At 65.2% G+C, this 15,922-nt stretch carries 17 protein-coding genes; 4 read left to right on the top strand and 13 right to left on the bottom strand.

Annotated features, from left to right (window positions below; genetic code table 11):
* Nucleotides 1–3: 3 nt before the first annotated feature.
* A complete protein-coding gene (locus AC1DZE_RS18520; RefSeq protein WP_477670342.1) occupies nt 4–996 on the top strand; it encodes a M14 family metallopeptidase in 993 nt (330 codons plus the stop codon).
* Between the two features lie 22 nt (nt 997–1,018).
* Here AC1DZE_RS18520 and AC1DZE_RS18515 read toward each other — a convergent pair whose 3' ends face one another.
* Nucleotides 1,019–1,537: a flavin reductase family protein gene (locus tag AC1DZE_RS18515; RefSeq protein WP_477670341.1), complete on the bottom strand. Its 519-nt coding sequence runs from the start codon at nt 1,535–1,537 to the stop codon at nt 1,019–1,021.
* 203 nt (nt 1,538–1,740) lie between these two features.
* Here AC1DZE_RS18515 and AC1DZE_RS18510 point away from each other — a divergent pair, with 203 nt between their 5' ends.
* On the top strand, nt 1,741–2,487 hold the full coding sequence (locus tag AC1DZE_RS18510; protein ID WP_477670340.1) for a M14 family zinc carboxypeptidase: 747 nt from the start codon (nt 1,741–1,743) through the stop codon (nt 2,485–2,487).
* A gap of 26 nt (nt 2,488–2,513) precedes the next feature.
* Here the strand turns inward: AC1DZE_RS18510 and AC1DZE_RS18505 are convergent, their stop codons facing one another.
* The 10 genes from AC1DZE_RS18505 to AC1DZE_RS18460 form a co-directional block, all read right to left on the bottom strand.
* Nucleotides 2,514–3,332 carry a M55 family metallopeptidase gene (locus AC1DZE_RS18505; protein ID WP_477670339.1) on the bottom strand — a complete coding sequence of 273 codons (819 nt, stop codon included), beginning with the start codon at nt 3,330–3,332 and terminating at the stop codon, nt 2,514–2,516.
* Nucleotides 3,329–4,405 (bottom strand): DmpA family aminopeptidase, encoded by a 1,077-nt coding sequence (locus AC1DZE_RS18500; protein ID WP_477671772.1) that lies wholly within the window; start codon nt 4,403–4,405, stop codon nt 3,329–3,331. Before AC1DZE_RS18500 ends, AC1DZE_RS18505 begins: the two co-directional genes overlap by 4 nt.
* Nucleotides 4,406–4,423: 18 nt before the next feature.
* Entirely contained in the window at nt 4,424–5,320 is an 897-nt protein-coding gene (gene gsiD, locus AC1DZE_RS18495; RefSeq protein ID WP_477670742.1) for a glutathione ABC transporter permease GsiD, read from the bottom strand.
* Nucleotides 5,321–5,388: 68 nt separating this feature from the next.
* Nucleotides 5,389–6,309 (bottom strand): glutathione ABC transporter permease GsiC, encoded by a 921-nt coding sequence (gene gsiC, locus AC1DZE_RS18490; RefSeq protein WP_477670337.1) that lies wholly within the window; start codon nt 6,307–6,309, stop codon nt 5,389–5,391.
* A 42-nt stretch (nt 6,310–6,351) separates the two neighbouring features.
* On the bottom strand, nt 6,352–7,902 hold the full coding sequence (gsiB, locus tag AC1DZE_RS18485) for a glutathione ABC transporter substrate-binding protein GsiB (protein ID WP_477670336.1): 1,551 nt from the start codon (nt 7,900–7,902) through the stop codon (nt 6,352–6,354).
* A gap of 72 nt (nt 7,903–7,974) precedes the next feature.
* Nucleotides 7,975–9,876, bottom strand: coding sequence for a dipeptide ABC transporter ATP-binding protein (locus tag AC1DZE_RS18480; RefSeq protein WP_477670741.1), 1,902 nt, complete (start codon nt 9,874–9,876; stop codon nt 7,975–7,977).
* A 26-nt stretch (nt 9,877–9,902) separates the two neighbouring features.
* Nucleotides 9,903–10,913, bottom strand: a complete 1,011-nt coding sequence (locus AC1DZE_RS18475; RefSeq protein WP_477670335.1) for an isoaspartyl peptidase/L-asparaginase family protein — start codon at nt 10,911–10,913, stop codon at nt 9,903–9,905.
* A complete protein-coding gene (locus tag AC1DZE_RS18470; RefSeq protein ID WP_477670334.1) occupies nt 10,910–11,869 on the bottom strand; it encodes a MurR/RpiR family transcriptional regulator in 960 nt (319 codons plus the stop codon). The genes AC1DZE_RS18475 and AC1DZE_RS18470 overlap by 4 nt, the downstream gene beginning before the upstream one ends.
* 354 nt (nt 11,870–12,223) lie before the next feature.
* Nucleotides 12,224–12,526 (bottom strand): hypothetical protein, encoded by a 303-nt coding sequence (locus AC1DZE_RS18465; protein WP_477670333.1) that lies wholly within the window; start codon nt 12,524–12,526, stop codon nt 12,224–12,226.
* A 98-nt stretch (nt 12,527–12,624) separates the two neighbouring features.
* Nucleotides 12,625–13,191, bottom strand: coding sequence for a flavodoxin family protein (locus AC1DZE_RS18460; protein WP_477670332.1), 567 nt, complete (start codon nt 13,189–13,191; stop codon nt 12,625–12,627).
* Nucleotides 13,192–13,279: 88 nt separating this feature from the next.
* Here AC1DZE_RS18460 and AC1DZE_RS18455 point away from each other — a divergent pair, with 88 nt between their 5' ends.
* Nucleotides 13,280–13,729, top strand: a complete 450-nt coding sequence (locus AC1DZE_RS18455) for a VOC family protein (protein ID WP_477670331.1) — start codon at nt 13,280–13,282, stop codon at nt 13,727–13,729.
* On the opposite strand, the gene AC1DZE_RS18450 is transcribed toward AC1DZE_RS18455, so the two are convergent.
* A complete protein-coding gene (locus AC1DZE_RS18450) occupies nt 13,698–14,333 on the bottom strand; it encodes a LysE family translocator (RefSeq protein ID WP_477670330.1) in 636 nt (211 codons plus the stop codon). The genes AC1DZE_RS18455 and AC1DZE_RS18450 overlap by 32 nt on opposite strands.
* Nucleotides 14,334–14,350: 17 nt before the next feature.
* Nucleotides 14,351–14,872 (bottom strand): hypothetical protein, encoded by a 522-nt coding sequence (locus AC1DZE_RS18445; RefSeq protein WP_477700407.1) that lies wholly within the window; start codon nt 14,870–14,872, stop codon nt 14,351–14,353.
* Nucleotides 14,873–14,971: 99 nt separating this feature from the next.
* Here AC1DZE_RS18445 and AC1DZE_RS18440 point away from each other — a divergent pair, with 99 nt between their 5' ends.
* Nucleotides 14,972–15,922, top strand: coding sequence for a helix-turn-helix transcriptional regulator (locus AC1DZE_RS18440; protein ID WP_477670328.1), 951 nt, complete (start codon nt 14,972–14,974; stop codon nt 15,920–15,922).

The following is a 15,922-nucleotide window of genomic DNA, read 5'->3' as shown; positions in this document are numbered from 1 at the left end:
CACATGAAACGATCAGGAAGCGATCAAGCGAAGTCTGGCGAAGTGATCAGGAAAGCCCATGCGGTGCAGCTTCAGCCGCCAGGGTTGTCATTCTGGGCGGCCTCCTCCACAGGGGTGGCGCATGTGCAGGAGCGCACTTCAACCGAAGCCGGCCCGGAAGTGCTGGTGTCGGCGCTGGTGCATGGCAACGAATATTCGGGCGCCTGGGCGCTGGACGCGTTTCTTCTCAGCGGGCTGCAACCGCGGCGGGGGCGCATCACGGCCGTGTTCTGCAACACCGAGGCCTTCATGCGGTTTGACACTCGCAAGCCCGACGCCTCCCGTTTTGTTGACGAGGATTTCAACCGCGTATGGTCCCCTGAGCTGCTGGACGGCCCCAGGCGCAGCGCCGAGCTGCTGCGCGCCCGCGAAATCAGGCCGTTTGTTGACCGCGCCACCCATCTGCTGGACCTGCATTCCATGCATGAACCCGGTGGCGCTTTGCTGGTGACGGGCATGCTGCCGCGCAATATTGCTTTTGCACAAAGCCTGGCTACGACGGGCCAGGTGGTCGTCGATGCCGGCCACGCCGACGGGGTCCGCATGCGGGACTACGGGCCGTTTGGCGACGAAAACGGCGACCGCATTGCCCTGCTGCTGGAGGCCGGCCAGCACTGGGAACTGGCGTCGCTGCAGGCGGCGCGCAACGTGCTCATGCGGTTTCTGGTGGGCTCCGGGGTGATTGACCGCGGCGATGTGCCGCCTGGCTGGTTGCTGCCCGATGCGCCGCCGCCGCCGCCCGTGACGGTGACACACCGCGTGGTTGCGCGGTCAATGGACTTTGCGTTTGTGCAGGACTTTTGCGGCGGCGAAACCATACGTCACGCCGGCACGCCGATTGCGCATGATGCGGGCGAACCGGTGGTGACACCCTACGACGACTGTGTGCTGGTCATGCCGTCGGTGCGGCAGTTGCGGCCCGGTGTGACGACCGTGCGGCTGGGCAGGCTGGGCTGAACACGGCTTGCGCAGGTGCGGTTTACAGCGGATGCTCGGTATAAAACTTGCCGCCGTGAAACAGCAGCGGCGCGGCCCCCGCGCGGTGGGTGCAGCGCTCCACTTCGCCCACGAAGATCACATGGTCCCCTTCTTCGTACCGGCTGCGGTTGAAGCACTCGAAAGTGGCGGCTGCGCCTGTCAGCAACGGTGCGCCGCCGACGCCCTCCGTAAACAGCACGCCTTTCCAGCGGTCTTCGCGCCGGCTGGCAAAGCGCTCGGCCAGCTCTTTCTGGTCAGCCGCGAGGATGTTGATGACGTAGTGTGATCCGGTGCTGAGCGCGGCCATCGATCCGGCCGCCTGCGCCAGGCTCCAGAGCACCAGCGGCGGCTGCAGCGATACCGAGTTGAAGGAGTTGGCGGTCAGCCCGACCAAGGCGCCTTGCGGCGTCCGTGCGGTGACGATGGTGACCCCGGTGGCAAACATGGCCAGCGAAGCCCGGAACTCCCGCTGGGAGAAGCTGGGGCTGCTCGCTTTGCGGGGGATGGCAGGGGTCAGCATAGAAGGGTAATTTAACCGAAGCGGTACAGGCGTACCCGCGTCAGGGTTTAGGCCGCGTCTTGCGAGGGACTGGCGGCCCGGCAGTTAAACTGGGTGCCATGCCATTTTTTCGTTCTGCCGCCTGTTTTTTTGCTATCTATTTAATAGCTGCTGGCGCTCGTGCAGATTCACCTTGCGCCGATTACTCTTCCAAACTCCCGAATGTGAAGCGTGAGCTGTGTGAGGCGGCGCAACTGCAGGCTTCGGGGACGCGTTCGGTTGACGGCCGGGTGCTCTGGGTGCGTGACGTCAAGCCCGAGCAGCCCGGCTTGCGTGTGCTGGTCGTCGGTGCGATTCACGGCGACGAGTTGTCCTCAGGGGCCGTGGCGCTGCACTGGATCAGGCTGGCTTCCCAGCCGCCGCTGGACTCGCCCCAGGCGATCCACTGGCGATTCGTTCCTGTCCTCAATCCGGACGGCGTGCTTTCCAGGCCGCCTCGCCGTACCAACGCACATGGTGTGGATTTGAACCGCAACTTTCCCACCCCCAATTGGGAGCGCGACGCGAAGGTTTACTGGGAAAAGCGCACCGGCAAGGACCCGCGCCGCTGGCCTGGGCCCAAGCCGCTGTCCGAGCCCGAGTCGCGGTTTTTGCATGAGCAGATGCAAAGCTTCAAACCCAACCTTATCGTCAGCATTCATGCGCCTTACGGCGTGCTCGACTTTGACGGCCCCTCGGTGCCGCCCTCCAGGCTGGGGCGCCTGTACCTTGACCAGGTGGGCATCTTCCCCGGCTCACTGGGCAACTATGGGGGTGTGCACAAGGGCGTACCGGTGGTCACCATCGAATTGCCCAATTCGACCCGCACGCCGCTGGACGCCGAGATGCGCCAGATGTGGCTGGACCTGCTGCGCTGGATGAGTGAGCGGGCCGTGGGGCAGGGCGCGGAACACGCGCCGCGCGTGCCTTAGAACCCATTTAGGCCGCGAACAGCTTCCTAGCGCAGCATGCTCGACATGGCCGACAGGCTGTTGACCATGCGCACCGCGGCTTCCACGGTGGGTGCGTCAAAGCCGACTTCGTTACCGTCCAGCCGCCGCAGGGCCGGCCATTGGCAAAACAGGTCGGCCAGGGCCGGCGACTGGGTCTGGATGCGCACGGCGATGGGGCCTGGCAGCACATAGGGGCGGGCTGAACCGTGCTGCACCAGCGCAGCGGCCACGCCGGCGCGGATGGCGCCGCAGGCCTGGGCCGGGGAAAGGCTGATGCCGCTGGTCTGGCCGGTGGCCCGCTTGGTTTGCACAAAGGTGGCGTGCGGAAACAGCGGACGGTGTTCTTCGATGAACACATCGTCGCCGCTGGCCATCACCACCGGTACGCCGTACTCGCCGGCCAGCGCGCCGTAAATTCCGGCTTCGCCCAGTTCAAGGCCGTTGAAGTACACGCGTGCAAAGGCAAAGCTGTTGATGGTGTGCGCCAGAATGCCGCGGCCTTGCGCGCGCGAGTGGTAGCCGATCATGCAGACCGCGTTCACGCCGTCGTCGACGCCGGCCATCATGCTCAGGTAGCGCGGCTTGCCCATGACGGCCTGGGCGCGTGCGTCCAGCAGGTCGGGCGGCATGTTGCGAAAACTTCCGTGTGAATCGTTGACCAGCACCTCGGTGGCGCCTGCATCGAAGGCGCCGGCGATGGCGGCGTTGGCCTCGTGCGTCATCAGCAGGCGGGCGCGTTCGTACTCGGGGTTGCCGGCGCGCACCTGTTCGTGGTGAAAAACGCCGGCAACGCCTTCGATGTCGGTGGAAATCAGGACTTTCATGGGGAATCCGGTGAAGATGGAAAGGAGGATGAGGAGGGCCAGCCGGGCAGCAAGTCGTGCAGCGCGTTGCGATGATGGCCGTCGCGGCCGGTGACGGCGCGGGCCTGCCACAGGGCGTGGATGATGGCTTGCTCGGTGCTGTCGGCAACGGCCTGGAACAGCGGGTCAATCAGGCCGTCATGCAGCATCGCCACGGCCGGCATGGGCCTGGCAGTTTGCTGCGGCACGGTGTAGGCGGTGGAAAACGCCAGCGCGATATCGCCGCTGCCGTGGCCGAATACCGAGCCGGTGCGGGCCAGGCCGGCGCCGGCGCGCAATGCCAGCCGGCGCAGCTGGCGTGCGTCAAGGGGGGCGTCGGTAGCGATCAGCAGGATGATGGAGCCTTTTTCCGGCTCTGCCGCGTGCATGCGATGTGCCGCCAGCCTGGAACCCAGAGCCTGGCCTGCCAGGACCAGTTGCGGCAGCTGGCCGTAGTTGGCCAGCACCAATGCGCCTACGGTGTGCTCGCTGTCCCCAGGTGTCGCCACGCGGCGCGAAGCCGTGCCTATGCCGCCCTTGAGACCGAAGCTCGACATGCCGCGACCGGCGCCGACCGAACCTTCCTCCACCTCCACACCTGCCTGTTCGCAGGCCTGCAGGTAGTGCTGCCCGGTGACAGCCATGCGCTGGATGTCGTTGAGAAAGCCGTCGTTGCATTCAAACACCAGCGGGTTGACCGTGGGCAGGCCGCGCCCCGTTTCGGGGTTGGCCGCAACGCACTGTTGGATCTGCGCTGTGGCCACGGCGGCAGCCGAAAAGGTGTTGGTGAGCGCAATCGGCGTCTCCAGCACGCCGAGTTCCTCGACCTGCATCAGGCCTACGCTCTTGCCGAAACCATTGAGCACGACAGCCGCGGCCGGGACCCGGTCTCGGAACAGGTCACCGGCATGGGGGCGCACCACCGTCACGCCCGTTTGCAGCTCGTTCGAGTCCAGCGTGCAGTGGCCCACGGTCACACCGGCGACGTCGGTAACGGCGTTGCGCTGCCCGTGCGGCAGGCTGCCGATGTGGGGCAGCAGATGGCGGGGTGTCACGACGCGGCCTTGCCCCGGCTACTGGCGGTCAAGCTTGGGGTCCAGCGCATCGCGCAGGCCGTCACCCAGCAGGTTAAAGGCCAGCACGGTCAGGAAAATGGCCAGGCTGGGAAACAGCGCGATGTGCGGCGCGTTCAGCATGTCAGCGCGCGCCTCGTTGAGCATGGCGCCCCATTCCGGGGTGGGCGGCTGTGCGCCCAGGCCCAGGAAAGACAGGCTGGCCGCCGTGATGATGGAGGTGCCTATGCGCATGGTGAGGTACACCACTACCGAAGACACCGTGCCCGGCAGCAGATGGCGCAGCATGATGACCGAGTCGGGAGCGCCTATGGAGCGCACCGCCTCGATGTAGGTCTGGTGTTTGAGCGAAAGCACATTGCCGCGCACCAGGCGCGCAAACGCCGGCACGCTGAACACAGCCACGGCCATGATCACGTTGACCATGCCGTTGCCCAGGATCGCGACGATCCCGATGGCCAGCAAAATGCCGGGAAAGGCAAACAGCACGTCGGACATGCGCATCACGATGCGGTCCCACCAGCCTTCGTAATAGCCCGCCAGCAGGCCCAGCAGCGTGCCGATCACGGCGCCTACGGCCACCGAGACCAGGCCCGCTGCCAGGGAGATGCGCGAGCCCATCAGGATGCGGCTGAAGATGTCGCGCCCCAGCGCATCCACGCCGAACCAGTGCTTGGCTGATGGCGGCGTGTTCAGCGCGTCGTAGTCAAAGAAGTTCTCCGCATCAAAAGGTGTCAGCCATGGTGCGAACACGGCCACCAGCACCAGCAGCAGCACGAAGCCGCTGGCCACCAGGGCCACGCGCTGGTTCTTGAATTTCCGCCAGAACTCGGAGGCAGGCGTGCGTACGGCAAGGGCCGTCAAGGGCACGCCGGTTTCTGCGCCGGGCTGCTCCATGGCGGGATGCGCGCTTTCCGCAGGCAACGGCTCACCTGCGATGGCAGCGTGTGGGTGTTCGGGGGTAGTCACTTGAAGCGGATGGTCGGGTTGATGATGGCGTAGAGCATGTCCACCACCAGGTTGATCAGGATGAATTCGAGCGAGAACAGCAGCACCAGCGCCTGGATTACGGGGTAGTCCCGCATCTCCACCGCGTCCACCAGCAGCCGGCCCATGCCGGGCCAGTTGAAGACGACCTCGACGACGATGGAGCCGCCCAGCAGGAAGCCGAACTGCAGGCCCATCATGGTGACCACCGGGATCAGTGCGTTGCGCAGCGCGTGTTTCACCACCACCACGGTTTCGGACAAGCCCTTGGCGCGCGCCGTGCGCACGTAGTCTTCCTTGAGGATGTCGATGAAGGAGCTGCGCGTGAAACGCGCCATCACGGCTGCCACGCCCGCGCCCAGCGTGAGGGACGGCAGGATGTAGTGCCGCCACGAATCGGCCCCGACGGTGGGCAGCCAGCCCAGCTGCACCGAAAAGAGTTGCATGAGCAGCATGCCCAGTGCGAACGAGGGAAACGAGATGCCCGAGACTGCCAGCGACATGCCCAGCCGGTCGGGCCAGCGGTTGCGCCACACCGCCGACACCATGCCCAGCACCAGCCCCAGCAGCACCGACCAGCCCATGGCTGCGATGGTGAGCCAGAAGGTGGGCGCGAAGCGCTCCGAGATCTCAGTCGCCACGGGCCGTTTGGTGCGGATGGACAGGCCGAAGTCGCCCTGCAGCGCATGGCTGAAAAAGCGCACGAACTGCTGCGGCATCGGCAGGTCCAGCCCCAGGTCGCGGCGCACCAGCTCCACGGTTTCGGGGCCGGCGTCGGGCCCGGCGGCCAGGCGTGCCGGGTCGCCGGGCAGCAGGTGCACAAACAGGAACACCAGCACGGCCACGATCAGCAGCGTCGGCAGCAGGCCCAGCAGGCGCTTGAGAAGGTAGTAGGTCATGCGGGAGCGGGTTTCTTCAGATTGCTGTTGCTGCTGCCGGGATTACTTCAGTTCCACGTCGTCGAAGTTGAAGCTGCCGTCCGGGATGACGTAGAAGCCTGCCAGATTGCGCGCACGCACCGACAGCAATTTCTCGGTCACCAGGAATGCCCAGGGGGCGTCTTTCCAGATGCGCTGCTGGGCGTCGGTGTACAGCTTGGCCTTCTCGGCACCGCTGGTGGTGACCAGCGCCTTGGCGATGTCGGCGTCTACTTCAGCGTTCTTGTAGTAGGCGGTGTTGAACATCTTGGGCGGCAGGGACTCGGAAGCCAGCAGCGGGCGCAGGGCCCAGTCGGCTTCGCCGGTGGATGACGACCAGCCCACGTAGTACATGCGCACCGGCGCCGTGGCAGGGTCCTGTGCGCTTTCCACGCGCTCCACGCGCTGGCCGGCTTCCAGCGCCTGCACCTGCACCTTGACGCCGACCTGGGCCAGTTGCTGCTGCACGAACTGGATCACCTTCTGAGCGGTGGTGTAGTTGTAGGCCGACCACAGAGTGCTTTCAAAACCGTTGGGGTAGCCGGCTTCCTTCAGCAGCTCGCGCGCCTTGGCCGGGTTGTAAGGCCAGGGGCCCAGCTTGGCGGCGTATTCCACGCCGTGCGGCACCACGCCTTCGGCAGGAATCGCGTAGCCCGAGAACACCACCTTGACCAGCGCCTCCTTGTTGATGGCGTAGTTGATGGCTTCACGCACCTTCGGGTTGTCGAAAGGCTTTTGCAGCGTGTTCATCGAGAGGTAGCGGTGGATGATGGACGGCGCGCTCGTCACTTCCAGGCTCGGCTTCTTCGACAGGCTGTCCACCGTCTCGGGCGGCATCGGGAAGGCGAAATGCGCCTCGTTGGTCTGCATCATGGCCGCACGCGTGTTGTTGTCGACCACCGGGCGCCAGGTGATGCTGTCCACCTTGGGGTAGCCCTTCTTCCAGTAGCCTTCCCACTTGGCAACTTTCAGGTAGTCGGTGGCCTTCCATTCGACGAACTTGAAGGGGCCCGTGCCTACGGGGTTCTGCGCGATGCCCTTGCTGCCGTACTTGGCCAGTGCCGCGGGCGAAATGATCACGCCGGAAGGGTGGGCCAGCGTGTTGATGAAGGGCGAGAACGGCTCCCTGAGCGTAAAGCGCACGGTGGTGGCGTCCACGGCCTCGATCTTGGCGATGTTCTTGTAGAGGTTGTAGCGCTTGAGCTTGTTGTCGGGGTTGGTCACGCGTTCGAAAGTGACTTTCACGGCTTCGGCATTGAAAGGCGTGCCGTCATGAAACTTGATGCCGGACTTGAGCTTGAAGGTGTAGACCAGCCCGTCCTTGCTCACCGTGTGGCTGTCGGCCAGCACCGGCACCATCTTCATCTCCTTGTCGAAACCATACAGACCCTGATAGAAGGATTTGGCTACGGCCTGCGACAGCGTGTCGTTGGAGTCATACGGATCGGTGCTTGTGAAATTGGACTGGACGGCCACGACCACATCTTTGGCGGCATGGGCCGGCGCGGTGGTGAGACCTGCCAGGCCGATCAGGCCAACCAGCGCGGCTGTGAGGGTGGAAAGACGATTCTTCATGAAAAAACTCCTTGAGGCGAAACGAGAGGCAAACACGGGAGACGGAAAGACAATGCGAAAGGCGAGTGGTGGTCAATAAGGGCCTCCTACCGAATGCCGTGCCACGAAATGCCCCGGCGCCACCTGGTGCAGCGGCGCCACTTGCGGCGCGTCGCCCACAGCGCGTATGGGGCTGGGAATCTCGTCGGCCATGAGTTCGCGCATCCCGCCGCGGCTGGCCGGGTCGGCAACCGGCACGGCCGCCAGCAGGCGACGCGTGTAGGCGTGCTGAGGGTTTTCGAACACGGCGCGGCGCGGGCCGATTTCCACGATCTGGCCCAGGTACATCACGGCCACGCGGTGGCTGATGCGCTCGACCACCGCCATGTCGTGCGAGATAAACAGGAAGGCGACGCCGAATTCCTGCTGCAGGTCCAGCATCAGGTTGATGATCTGCGCGCGGATCGACACGTCCAGCGCCGACACCGCCTCGTCGGCGATCACCACCTTGGGGTTGAGCGCCAGCGCCCGCGCAATCGCCACGCGCTGGCGTTGCCCGCCGGAGAATTCGTGCGGGTAGCGATGGGCCGCTTCGGCTGGCAAGCCCACCTTGCCCAATAGCCAGCGCACGCGTTCCTGCGCCTCCTGGGGCGAGGCGAGCTTGTGGATCAGCATGGGCTCCATGACCGAATAGCCGACCGTCAGCCGCGGGTCAAGCGAGGCAAACGGGTCCTGGAACACAAACTGGATGTCGCGGCGCAAGGCCTGCAGGGCCCGGCCCTTGAGCGCCGAGATGTCGCGCCCCGCGACCTCGACCTGACCGCTGTTGAATTCCAGCAGCCGGGCCAGCGAGCGGCCCGTGGTGGATTTTCCGCAACCTGATTCGCCCACCAGCGACAGCGTTTCACCGGCCTTGAGCTCGAAGCTGAGCTGCTCCACCGCATACACCTGCCGGCGCACGCGCCCGAGCAGGCCGCTCGCCAGCGGAAAGCGTGTGACCAGGTCCTGCACCTTGAGGACAGGCGGCAGGTCGTGGCGCACGGTGCTTGCGGCGCTGAAAGCCTGGCCGCCTTCGTCATCTTTGCCCTGCGGCGCGCCCGGCACCGCAAAGCGCGCTGGCAGGTCCTGCCCGTGCATGGCACCCAGCCGGGGCACCGCTGCCAGCAGGGCCTGGGTGTAGGGTTGTTGCGGCCTCACAAAGAGGCTGGCGCAGTCACCTTCTTCGACCTTGTCGCCGCGGTACATCACGAGCACGCGGTCGGCAATTTCGGCCACCACGCCCATGTCGTGGGTGATGAAGATCACCGCCATGGCCAGTTCGCGCTGCAGCTGCTGGATCAGCGCGAGAATCTGCGCCTGGATGGTCACGTCCAGTGCCGTGGTGGGTTCGTCGGCGATCAGCAGCGTGGGCTTGCAGGCCAGCGCCATCGCAATCACCACGCGCTGGCGCATTCCCCCCGACAGCTGGTGCGGATGGCGGCCCAGCACGTTTTTGGCTTCCGGGATGCGGACCAGGTTGAGCATGCGCAGCGCTTCGGCAAGCGCCGCCTTGCGTGAAAGCCCCTGGTGCAGGCGTATCGATTCGGCGATCTGCTCGCCCACCGTGAACACCGGGTTGAGCGAGGTCATGGGCTCCTGGAACACCATGGCCAGGTCGGCGCCGCGCAGGCTGCGCATCTGCGATTGCGAGGCCTGCGCCAGGTCAAGGCGCTCGCCGTTGCGGCGCGTCAGCCACATGCTGCCGCTGCCCAGGCGGCCACCGCCTTGCTCCACCAGGCGCATGAGGGCCAGCGATGACACCGATTTTCCGGAGCCTGATTCGCCCACGATGGCGAGCGTTTCCCCGGCGTCGACGTGAAAGCTGAGGCGCCGCACCGCATGCACGGTGCGCTGCTCGCTGGCAAAGCTCACGCTGAGGTCGTTGACTTCAATCACGCGCTGGCGGCCGGCAGTGGGCGTGCCCTGTGCGCCGGGCGCCGTACTGGCGCGCGTCATGTCATCCAGTAGTCCGGGCAAAGCGGTCATGCGGCGCTTTCGTCGGCTTCGCCTGCGTAAATGGCGCTCACCGGCGCCTCACCCACGCGGGCCCAGCCACGGTACATGCCTTCGGTGTTGAAGGGAAGGCTCAGGTTGCCCTGTGCATCGACGGCAATCAGGCCGCCCCGCCCGCCGATGGCCGGCAGCACGTTCATGACCACTTCCCGGGCGGCCGCATCCAGCGGCATGCCGGCATAGGCCATGCGCGCGCAGATGTCATAGGCCGCTGCGGTGCGAATGAACATTTCGCCCGAGCCGGTGCAGGAAATGGCGGCCGTGCGGTTGTCCGCATAGGTGCCGGCGCCTATCAGGGGTGAGTCGCCGACCCGGCCGGCGCGCTTGTTTGTCATGCCGCCGGTGGAGGTGGCGGCTGCCAGGTTGCCCTGCGCATCCAGGGCAACGGCGCCCACGGTGCCGAATTTTCGGCCTTCGTCCAGGGGCGCAGCGCCGGCTGCGGGCGAGCGGAACACCAGCGCCGCGCCATCGTGATCCAGCACCGCCGTGTCGGCGGCGAGCGCGCGCCGCAATTGCTCGCGGCGTGCATCGGTCGAAAAATAATCGGGCGAGACCATCTCCAGCCCCTGCGCTTCGGCAAAGGCTTCGGCGCCGGCCGCAACCAGCAGCACATGTTCGCTGCGCTCCATCACGGCACGCGCTGCGCGCACCGGTCGGCGTACACGGCTCACGCAGGCCACCGCACCGGCGCGCAAAGTGGCGCCGTCCATCACCGCCGCGTCCAGCTCATGGGTCCCGTCGTGGGTGAAGACAGCGCCGTGCCCGGCATTGAAGAGCGGGCAGTCTTCAAGCAGGTCGACCGCCAGGCTGACCGCGTCCAGCGCGCTGCCGCCGCCGGCCAGCAGTTGCTGCGCGGGCCGCAGGATGCCCCGCAGGGCAGCGTGATACGCCGCGTTTTGTTCTGCGCTGATATGGCTGCGGCTCATGGTGCCGGCGCCGCCGTGGATGGCGATAAGGGGAAGGGGCTTGGGCCGTGTCACTTGGATGCCTTTGGCAGTTTCGGTTGGGCGCGGGGTTTGCGTGGGGCAGGTGCTGCGGCATCGGTATCGGGACGCAGCCGGTCGGCGTGGTTGCCGTGCAGCCAGGGCAGCACCGACTCGGCCAGCTGGGTTGCGGCTTTGAGCGAGCCTTTAGCGCGGTGAGCGACCGCGCTGCACAAGGCCTCTATCAGTGCCAGGACGGTGGCTTCGGAGTTGGCGAAGTACTGGCTTTCGGTATGGGCGTAGAGCGCGACGGTGGCCAGCGGCGCCAGCGGCGACGTCACGCGGTCGGTCAGCGCCAGCACCGGCACGCCAGCGTCGCGCGCGCGGCGCGCCAGCAAAATGGTGTCGCCGAAATAGCGCGGGTAGGCAATGGCGATCAGCAGGTCTTCGGGCTTGAGGCGTGCCAGCACGCGCGCGCCGTAGGACGAGCTTTCCATGCTGGCCAGGAGCTGGACGTTGTCGCAGTAAGGGTCCAGCGAGCGCTGCAGCAGCCCGCCCAGCCAGCTGCTGCTGCCAAAGCCGGCAATGTAAATGCGCCGTGCCTTCAGGATCGCCGCCACGGCCTGCTCACAGCTCTGGGCATCCAGCGACTGCCGTGTCAGGTCGATGTTGCGCTGGCTTTGCACCAGGGCGGATGCAAACACGTCTGCCACCGTGGCGGGGTGCTCAAGGTTGTTGCGCAGCTTTTCAACCGGCGCCAGCGTGGCTTCAAACCCCAGCACCAGCGCGGCGCGGAACTGCGGGTAGCCGTCAAATTCCAGCGCCCGGGCGAACCGGTTGGCGGTGGCCACCGAAACCCCGAGCGTGGCGGCCAGCTCGTCGATGGGCATGGTAGCTGCTTGCAAAGGGTGAGCCAGCACATAGTCGGCCATTTGCCGGTGCGAGCGCGTCAGCGTTGGCAATAAACGCCCAATACGCTGCGCCATTGAAGGGTTGCCAGGGAATGTCGCCATCAGGATTGGGAGTGGAACTGGATGTATATAAATTTACAAAACAATTCATGATAACGAAATTTTTGATCATTTCAAATCAAATTCAGGCACCGTGATGCGCGGTGGGGTGAGTGCTGGCCGTGACCGGGGGCAGGTTTCAGGCCTCACTGCCGGAAGGCAGATGCACTTCAGTGCATCGTTGTTTAAATGAATATAGCCTGCAATGCCGGTGGATTGTGCGCTGACAGCTATTAAAACAATAGCAAATGGAGTTGCCGCCTGATACGTCGGCCGGGATGTAGATACGTCGGCGATTCGGCAAGCAGCGATTTGCCCCGGTGAGGCATGGCCGCCATGAGGCCGTTTGGGCTTGCCCTAGGACTTGAGCTTCTTGTAGGCGTGGCCCATTTCAGGGCCCTTGCTGGTGTCTTTCAACCCCCGCCGCAGATCGCGCCCGGCTTGTTCGACTTCGGCACTGGATTGCCCGCCCGTCATGTCAACGGACTGGTCGCGCTCATGAGGCAGTTCCAGGCTGGCTTCGACAGAGGTGTCTTTGGACGAACCCGCCCGCTCAGGACGTGAGCTCTGGACGCGCGGAGTTTTCGCCGGCATGCCCTTGCCCGAGACGGGTTGCTCCAGGTTGTTTTGCCGTGCGGCAGCGGATTTGGAAGATGTCATGGCACCTACTGTCGGCCCCGCCCCCCGGCAGGGCTGTCAGCCCGAAAAGGCAGCGTTTGTAGGAAACGGCCACCTTGCCTGCGCGAAGCCCGCGCGGCTCAAGCGGCCAGGAACGTCGCGGCTTGTGCCGTGGCGGCGGCATCGGCTTTGACGGCGTCGGGTGGCCCGCCTTTGCCCCACAGTTCGCCGCCGTAGTTCATGGCCATGAACTGCGCGCAGAGCCTGATTGAGTCCACCATGGGCTGCGCTTTGGCGCGGTCGCCGCTGGTGGTGATCAGCCACAAGGTTTTTTTCGCCATCTCTTCCTTGAACGGCAGGCCGGGCACGCGCATCCAGGCGCTCCAGTGGTCGAGGTAAATCTTCAGCGGCGCCGGAATGCTGTACCAGTACACCGGGGCCACAAACACAATGTCGGTGGCGTCCATCGTGGCGTCCAGCAGCATCTTCATGTCGCCTTCCGGCATGGCGTACTGGCCCGTGGTGTGGCGCTGATCGACAAACAGCGGCATCCGCATGCGGGACAGGTGATGCCAGGCCTGGGGCGTGCCGGCCGGCAGTGCGGCGGCGGCTTGCTGCGCCAGCCACTCGGTGTTGCCCAATGCGCCGGGCTCGCGTGTGGAGGTGGCGAGGAAAAGAAATCGGGGGTTCGGATTCATGGCGGCCATGGTACTGGCTGCCGCAGGCCTTTGCTTGTGCAGGGTTTGGGTACGGCGTGCCAGAATAAAGCGCAGCCTCACTGGAGCCTTCCTCGCCATGATCCACATTCGCGACATCGACCACATCGTTCTTCGTGTCATTGACCTGCAGGGCATGCTGCGCTTCTACCAGCAGGTGCTGGGCTGCAGCCTGGAACGCCGGCAGGACGAAATCGGCCTGGTGCAACTGCGCGCCGGGCGTTCGCTGGTGGACCTGGTGCCGGTGGACGGCACGCTGGGCCGGGCCGGCGGCGCGGCGCCAGGCAAGGAGGGCCGCAACGTCGACCATGTCTGCTTTCGTGTCGAGCCCTTCGACGCAGAGGCGATTCATCGTCACCTGGCGGCCCACGGGGTTGAGGCAGGCAAGGTGGAGTCGCGCTATGGCGCCGAGGGCGAAGGGCCTTCGATTTATCTCAACGACCCCGAAGGCAACACCGTGGAACTCAAGGGGCCGGCATGGCCCGAGGGCGCCAACCCTAAAACTGCCGCCAGCCCTGCCATGCCGTGAAGCATGCGCCGGCGATCAGCACGGCACCCACGGCGCGCGCCATGGCAACACTGGCGCCCGGCCGCACCGCCAGCCATCGCCGGGTACCCGCAGCAGCCAGCGCCAGCGAACCGTATACGCCGCTTTGGGTAATGGCGATGATCAATCCAAGCGCCACAGCCTGAACCCAGAGCGAGCCGTATTCCAGCCGCAAAAACTGCGGAAAGATGGCCAGCATGAAAAGGTAGGCTTTCGGGTTGAGCAGGCAGGTGAGCGCGGCTTGCCGGAAGGTGCGCCACGGGGACGGCGGCTCGATGTCGGGCAAGGCGCCGAAAACAGACGTGCTGCGCATCAGTGACCACCCGATCCAGGCGATATACAGGCTGCCCGCCACCAGCATGACATTGACCATGCCCGGAACCAGCTGCAGCAGGATGCCCAGCCCCAGCGCGCCTGCCACGACGTGGCAAATACCGCCCGCCACAATGCCCGCCACGGCGAAGAGGCCGGCCCTGCGCCCGCCGGTCAATGAGCTGGCCATGACGAACGCCATGTCCATGCCGGGCAGGATGATGATGCCCAGCACCATGAGAAAAAACAGCCAGAGGTGTGCGAAGTGGTCCATCAACGAGCCTGTTTTTTCTAGCGGTGTACCGCGTGGTAAGCGGGGCGTGACAGGCTCATCACCCAGTTGGTTTCCCAGTGGCGGCCGTCGTCTTCCGAAAAGGCCTGTTCCCAGCGGGCGTAGGTAGGTGTGATGCCGGACCAGGTGAAACGAACCCGCACGGGCCGGCCTTCATGGCTGTCGTTTCCCTCAAACCGGCCTATGCCGCCGGCAAACGAGCCGGTCACCGGCGGCTGCAGCAAGCCGTTGTTCTGGCTGACCCAGTAAATGCTCCACAACCGCGTTTGCGGATTGAAAAACCGCAAGGCCATGCCGATGGTTTCCTTGTTTTCGGTGACGAGGTCGTTCATGTTGCCGAGCCCGCCCAGCAGCAGCGCGCCGTCCTGCACGGCTTCGAAACTTTCCCAGTCGGTACAGCCCTCCAGTCGCCGGCGCAGACGCTTGTTGCTGACCAGCCAACGCCCGGTAATGAAATTGAAATCGTGGCGCCCGTCGGTGAGCTCGGCAAGCTCCGGTGTGTGAGTCAGGGTGGTGGTCATGGCTTGAAGTGCATGTGGCACCGCAGTGGATATGTGAAAACCAGTCTAAAAAGGTAATAGGGCTGTTTCAGCCCTAATTAAGCGTTAGACTTTTTCACCATGTACTCCCCCACCACGCGCGTGCTCACCGTCCTGGAACTGCTGCAGTCCCACGGCCGGCTGAGCGGTGCCGAGCTGGCACGGCGGCTGCAGGTGGATGGCCGCACCCTGCGCCGCTACATCGCCAAGCTGGAAGACCTGGGCATTCCGGTGGTGGCCGAGCGTGGCCGCTACGGGTGCTACAGCCTGATCGCCGGCTTCAAGCTGCCGCCGATGATGTTCACCGACGACGAAGCGCTGGCCCTGTCGCTGGGCCTGCTTGCCGCGCGCGGCCTGGGGCTGGCTGAGGCAGCGCCTGCCGCGGAAAGCGCGCAGGCCAAGCTGGAGCGCGTGATGCCGTACCAGCTGAAAAACCGCGTCCGAGCGCTCGGTGAAACAGTGACGCTCGACATGCGCCATGCGGTGGCCCCCGGCGACAACACGGCGTTGCTGGCCTTGAGCACCGCAGCGCATGGCTGGCAGCGTGTGCACATGGCGTACCGTTCAGCCGACGACGATGTCACCGAGCGAGACTTTGACGCCTATGGCCTGGCATTTCGCCGCGGCCGCTGGTACGTGGTGGGCTGGTGCCATCTGCGCGGGGCGCTGCGCTCATTCCGCCTGGACCGTGTGCAGGAAGTCCGGCCGCTCAATGTGGTGTTCACGCCGCCGGCAGATTTCAATGCAGCGCAGCATCTCGTCCTGGGGCTGGCCACCATGCCGCGCACAAACACCGTGCGCCTGTTGCTGCACACCGATTTGCAGACGGCGCAAATGGAACTCCCCGACAGCATTGGCGTGTTCCAGCCCAGTGACGAAGGCGTGCTGCTGCACAGCCAGACCGACCACATCCCGTGGTTCGCCAGACAGCTTTCGCGGTTGCCATTTGCTTTCGAAATCCAGGAGCCGCCTGCGCTGCGCACCGCGCTGCGCGACCACGCACAACGCACGCTGGACCAGCATGCGGCCTGA

The sequence above is a fragment of the Polaromonas sp. P1_F1 genome, from assembly GCF_056405795.1.
The sequence above is the reverse complement of the archived record's forward strand: the minus strand, read 5'-3'. Positions and strand labels throughout refer to the sequence as shown.

What these genes read in the sequence shown, in the direction of transcription:
- AC1DZE_RS18520 (WP_477670342.1), top strand. Translation starts at nt 4, where the DNA reads ATGAAACGATCAGGAAGCGATCAAGCGAAGTCTGGCGAAGTGATCAGG.
- AC1DZE_RS18515 (WP_477670341.1), bottom strand. Translation starts at nt 1,537, where the DNA reads ATGCTGACCCCTGCCATCCCCCGCAAAGCGAGCAGCCCCAGCTTCTCC.
- AC1DZE_RS18505 (WP_477670339.1), bottom strand. Translation starts at nt 3,332, where the DNA reads ATGAAAGTCCTGATTTCCACCGACATCGAAGGCGTTGCCGGCGTTTTT.
- gsiD (WP_477670742.1), bottom strand. Translation starts at nt 5,320, where the DNA reads ATGGAGCAGCCCGGCGCAGAAACCGGCGTGCCCTTGACGGCCCTTGCC.
- gsiC (WP_477670337.1), bottom strand. Translation starts at nt 6,309, where the DNA reads ATGACCTACTACCTTCTCAAGCGCCTGCTGGGCCTGCTGCCGACGCTG.
- gsiB (WP_477670336.1), bottom strand. Translation starts at nt 7,902, where the DNA reads ATGAAGAATCGTCTTTCCACCCTCACAGCCGCGCTGGTTGGCCTGATC.
- AC1DZE_RS18480 (WP_477670741.1), bottom strand. Translation starts at nt 9,876, where the DNA reads ATGACGCGCGCCAGTACGGCGCCCGGCGCACAGGGCACGCCCACTGCC.
- AC1DZE_RS18470 (WP_477670334.1), bottom strand. Translation starts at nt 11,869, where the DNA reads ATGGCGACATTCCCTGGCAACCCTTCAATGGCGCAGCGTATTGGGCGT.
- AC1DZE_RS18465 (WP_477670333.1), bottom strand. Translation starts at nt 12,526, where the DNA reads ATGACATCTTCCAAATCCGCTGCCGCACGGCAAAACAACCTGGAGCAA.
- AC1DZE_RS18460 (WP_477670332.1), bottom strand. Translation starts at nt 13,191, where the DNA reads ATGGCCGCCATGAATCCGAACCCCCGATTTCTTTTCCTCGCCACCTCC.
- AC1DZE_RS18455 (WP_477670331.1), top strand. Translation starts at nt 13,280, where the DNA reads ATGATCCACATTCGCGACATCGACCACATCGTTCTTCGTGTCATTGAC.
- AC1DZE_RS18450 (WP_477670330.1), bottom strand. Translation starts at nt 14,333, where the DNA reads ATGGACCACTTCGCACACCTCTGGCTGTTTTTTCTCATGGTGCTGGGC.
- AC1DZE_RS18445 (WP_477700407.1), bottom strand. Translation starts at nt 14,872, where the DNA reads ATGACCACCACCCTGACTCACACACCGGAGCTTGCCGAGCTCACCGAC.
- AC1DZE_RS18440 (WP_477670328.1), top strand. Translation starts at nt 14,972, where the DNA reads ATGTACTCCCCCACCACGCGCGTGCTCACCGTCCTGGAACTGCTGCAG.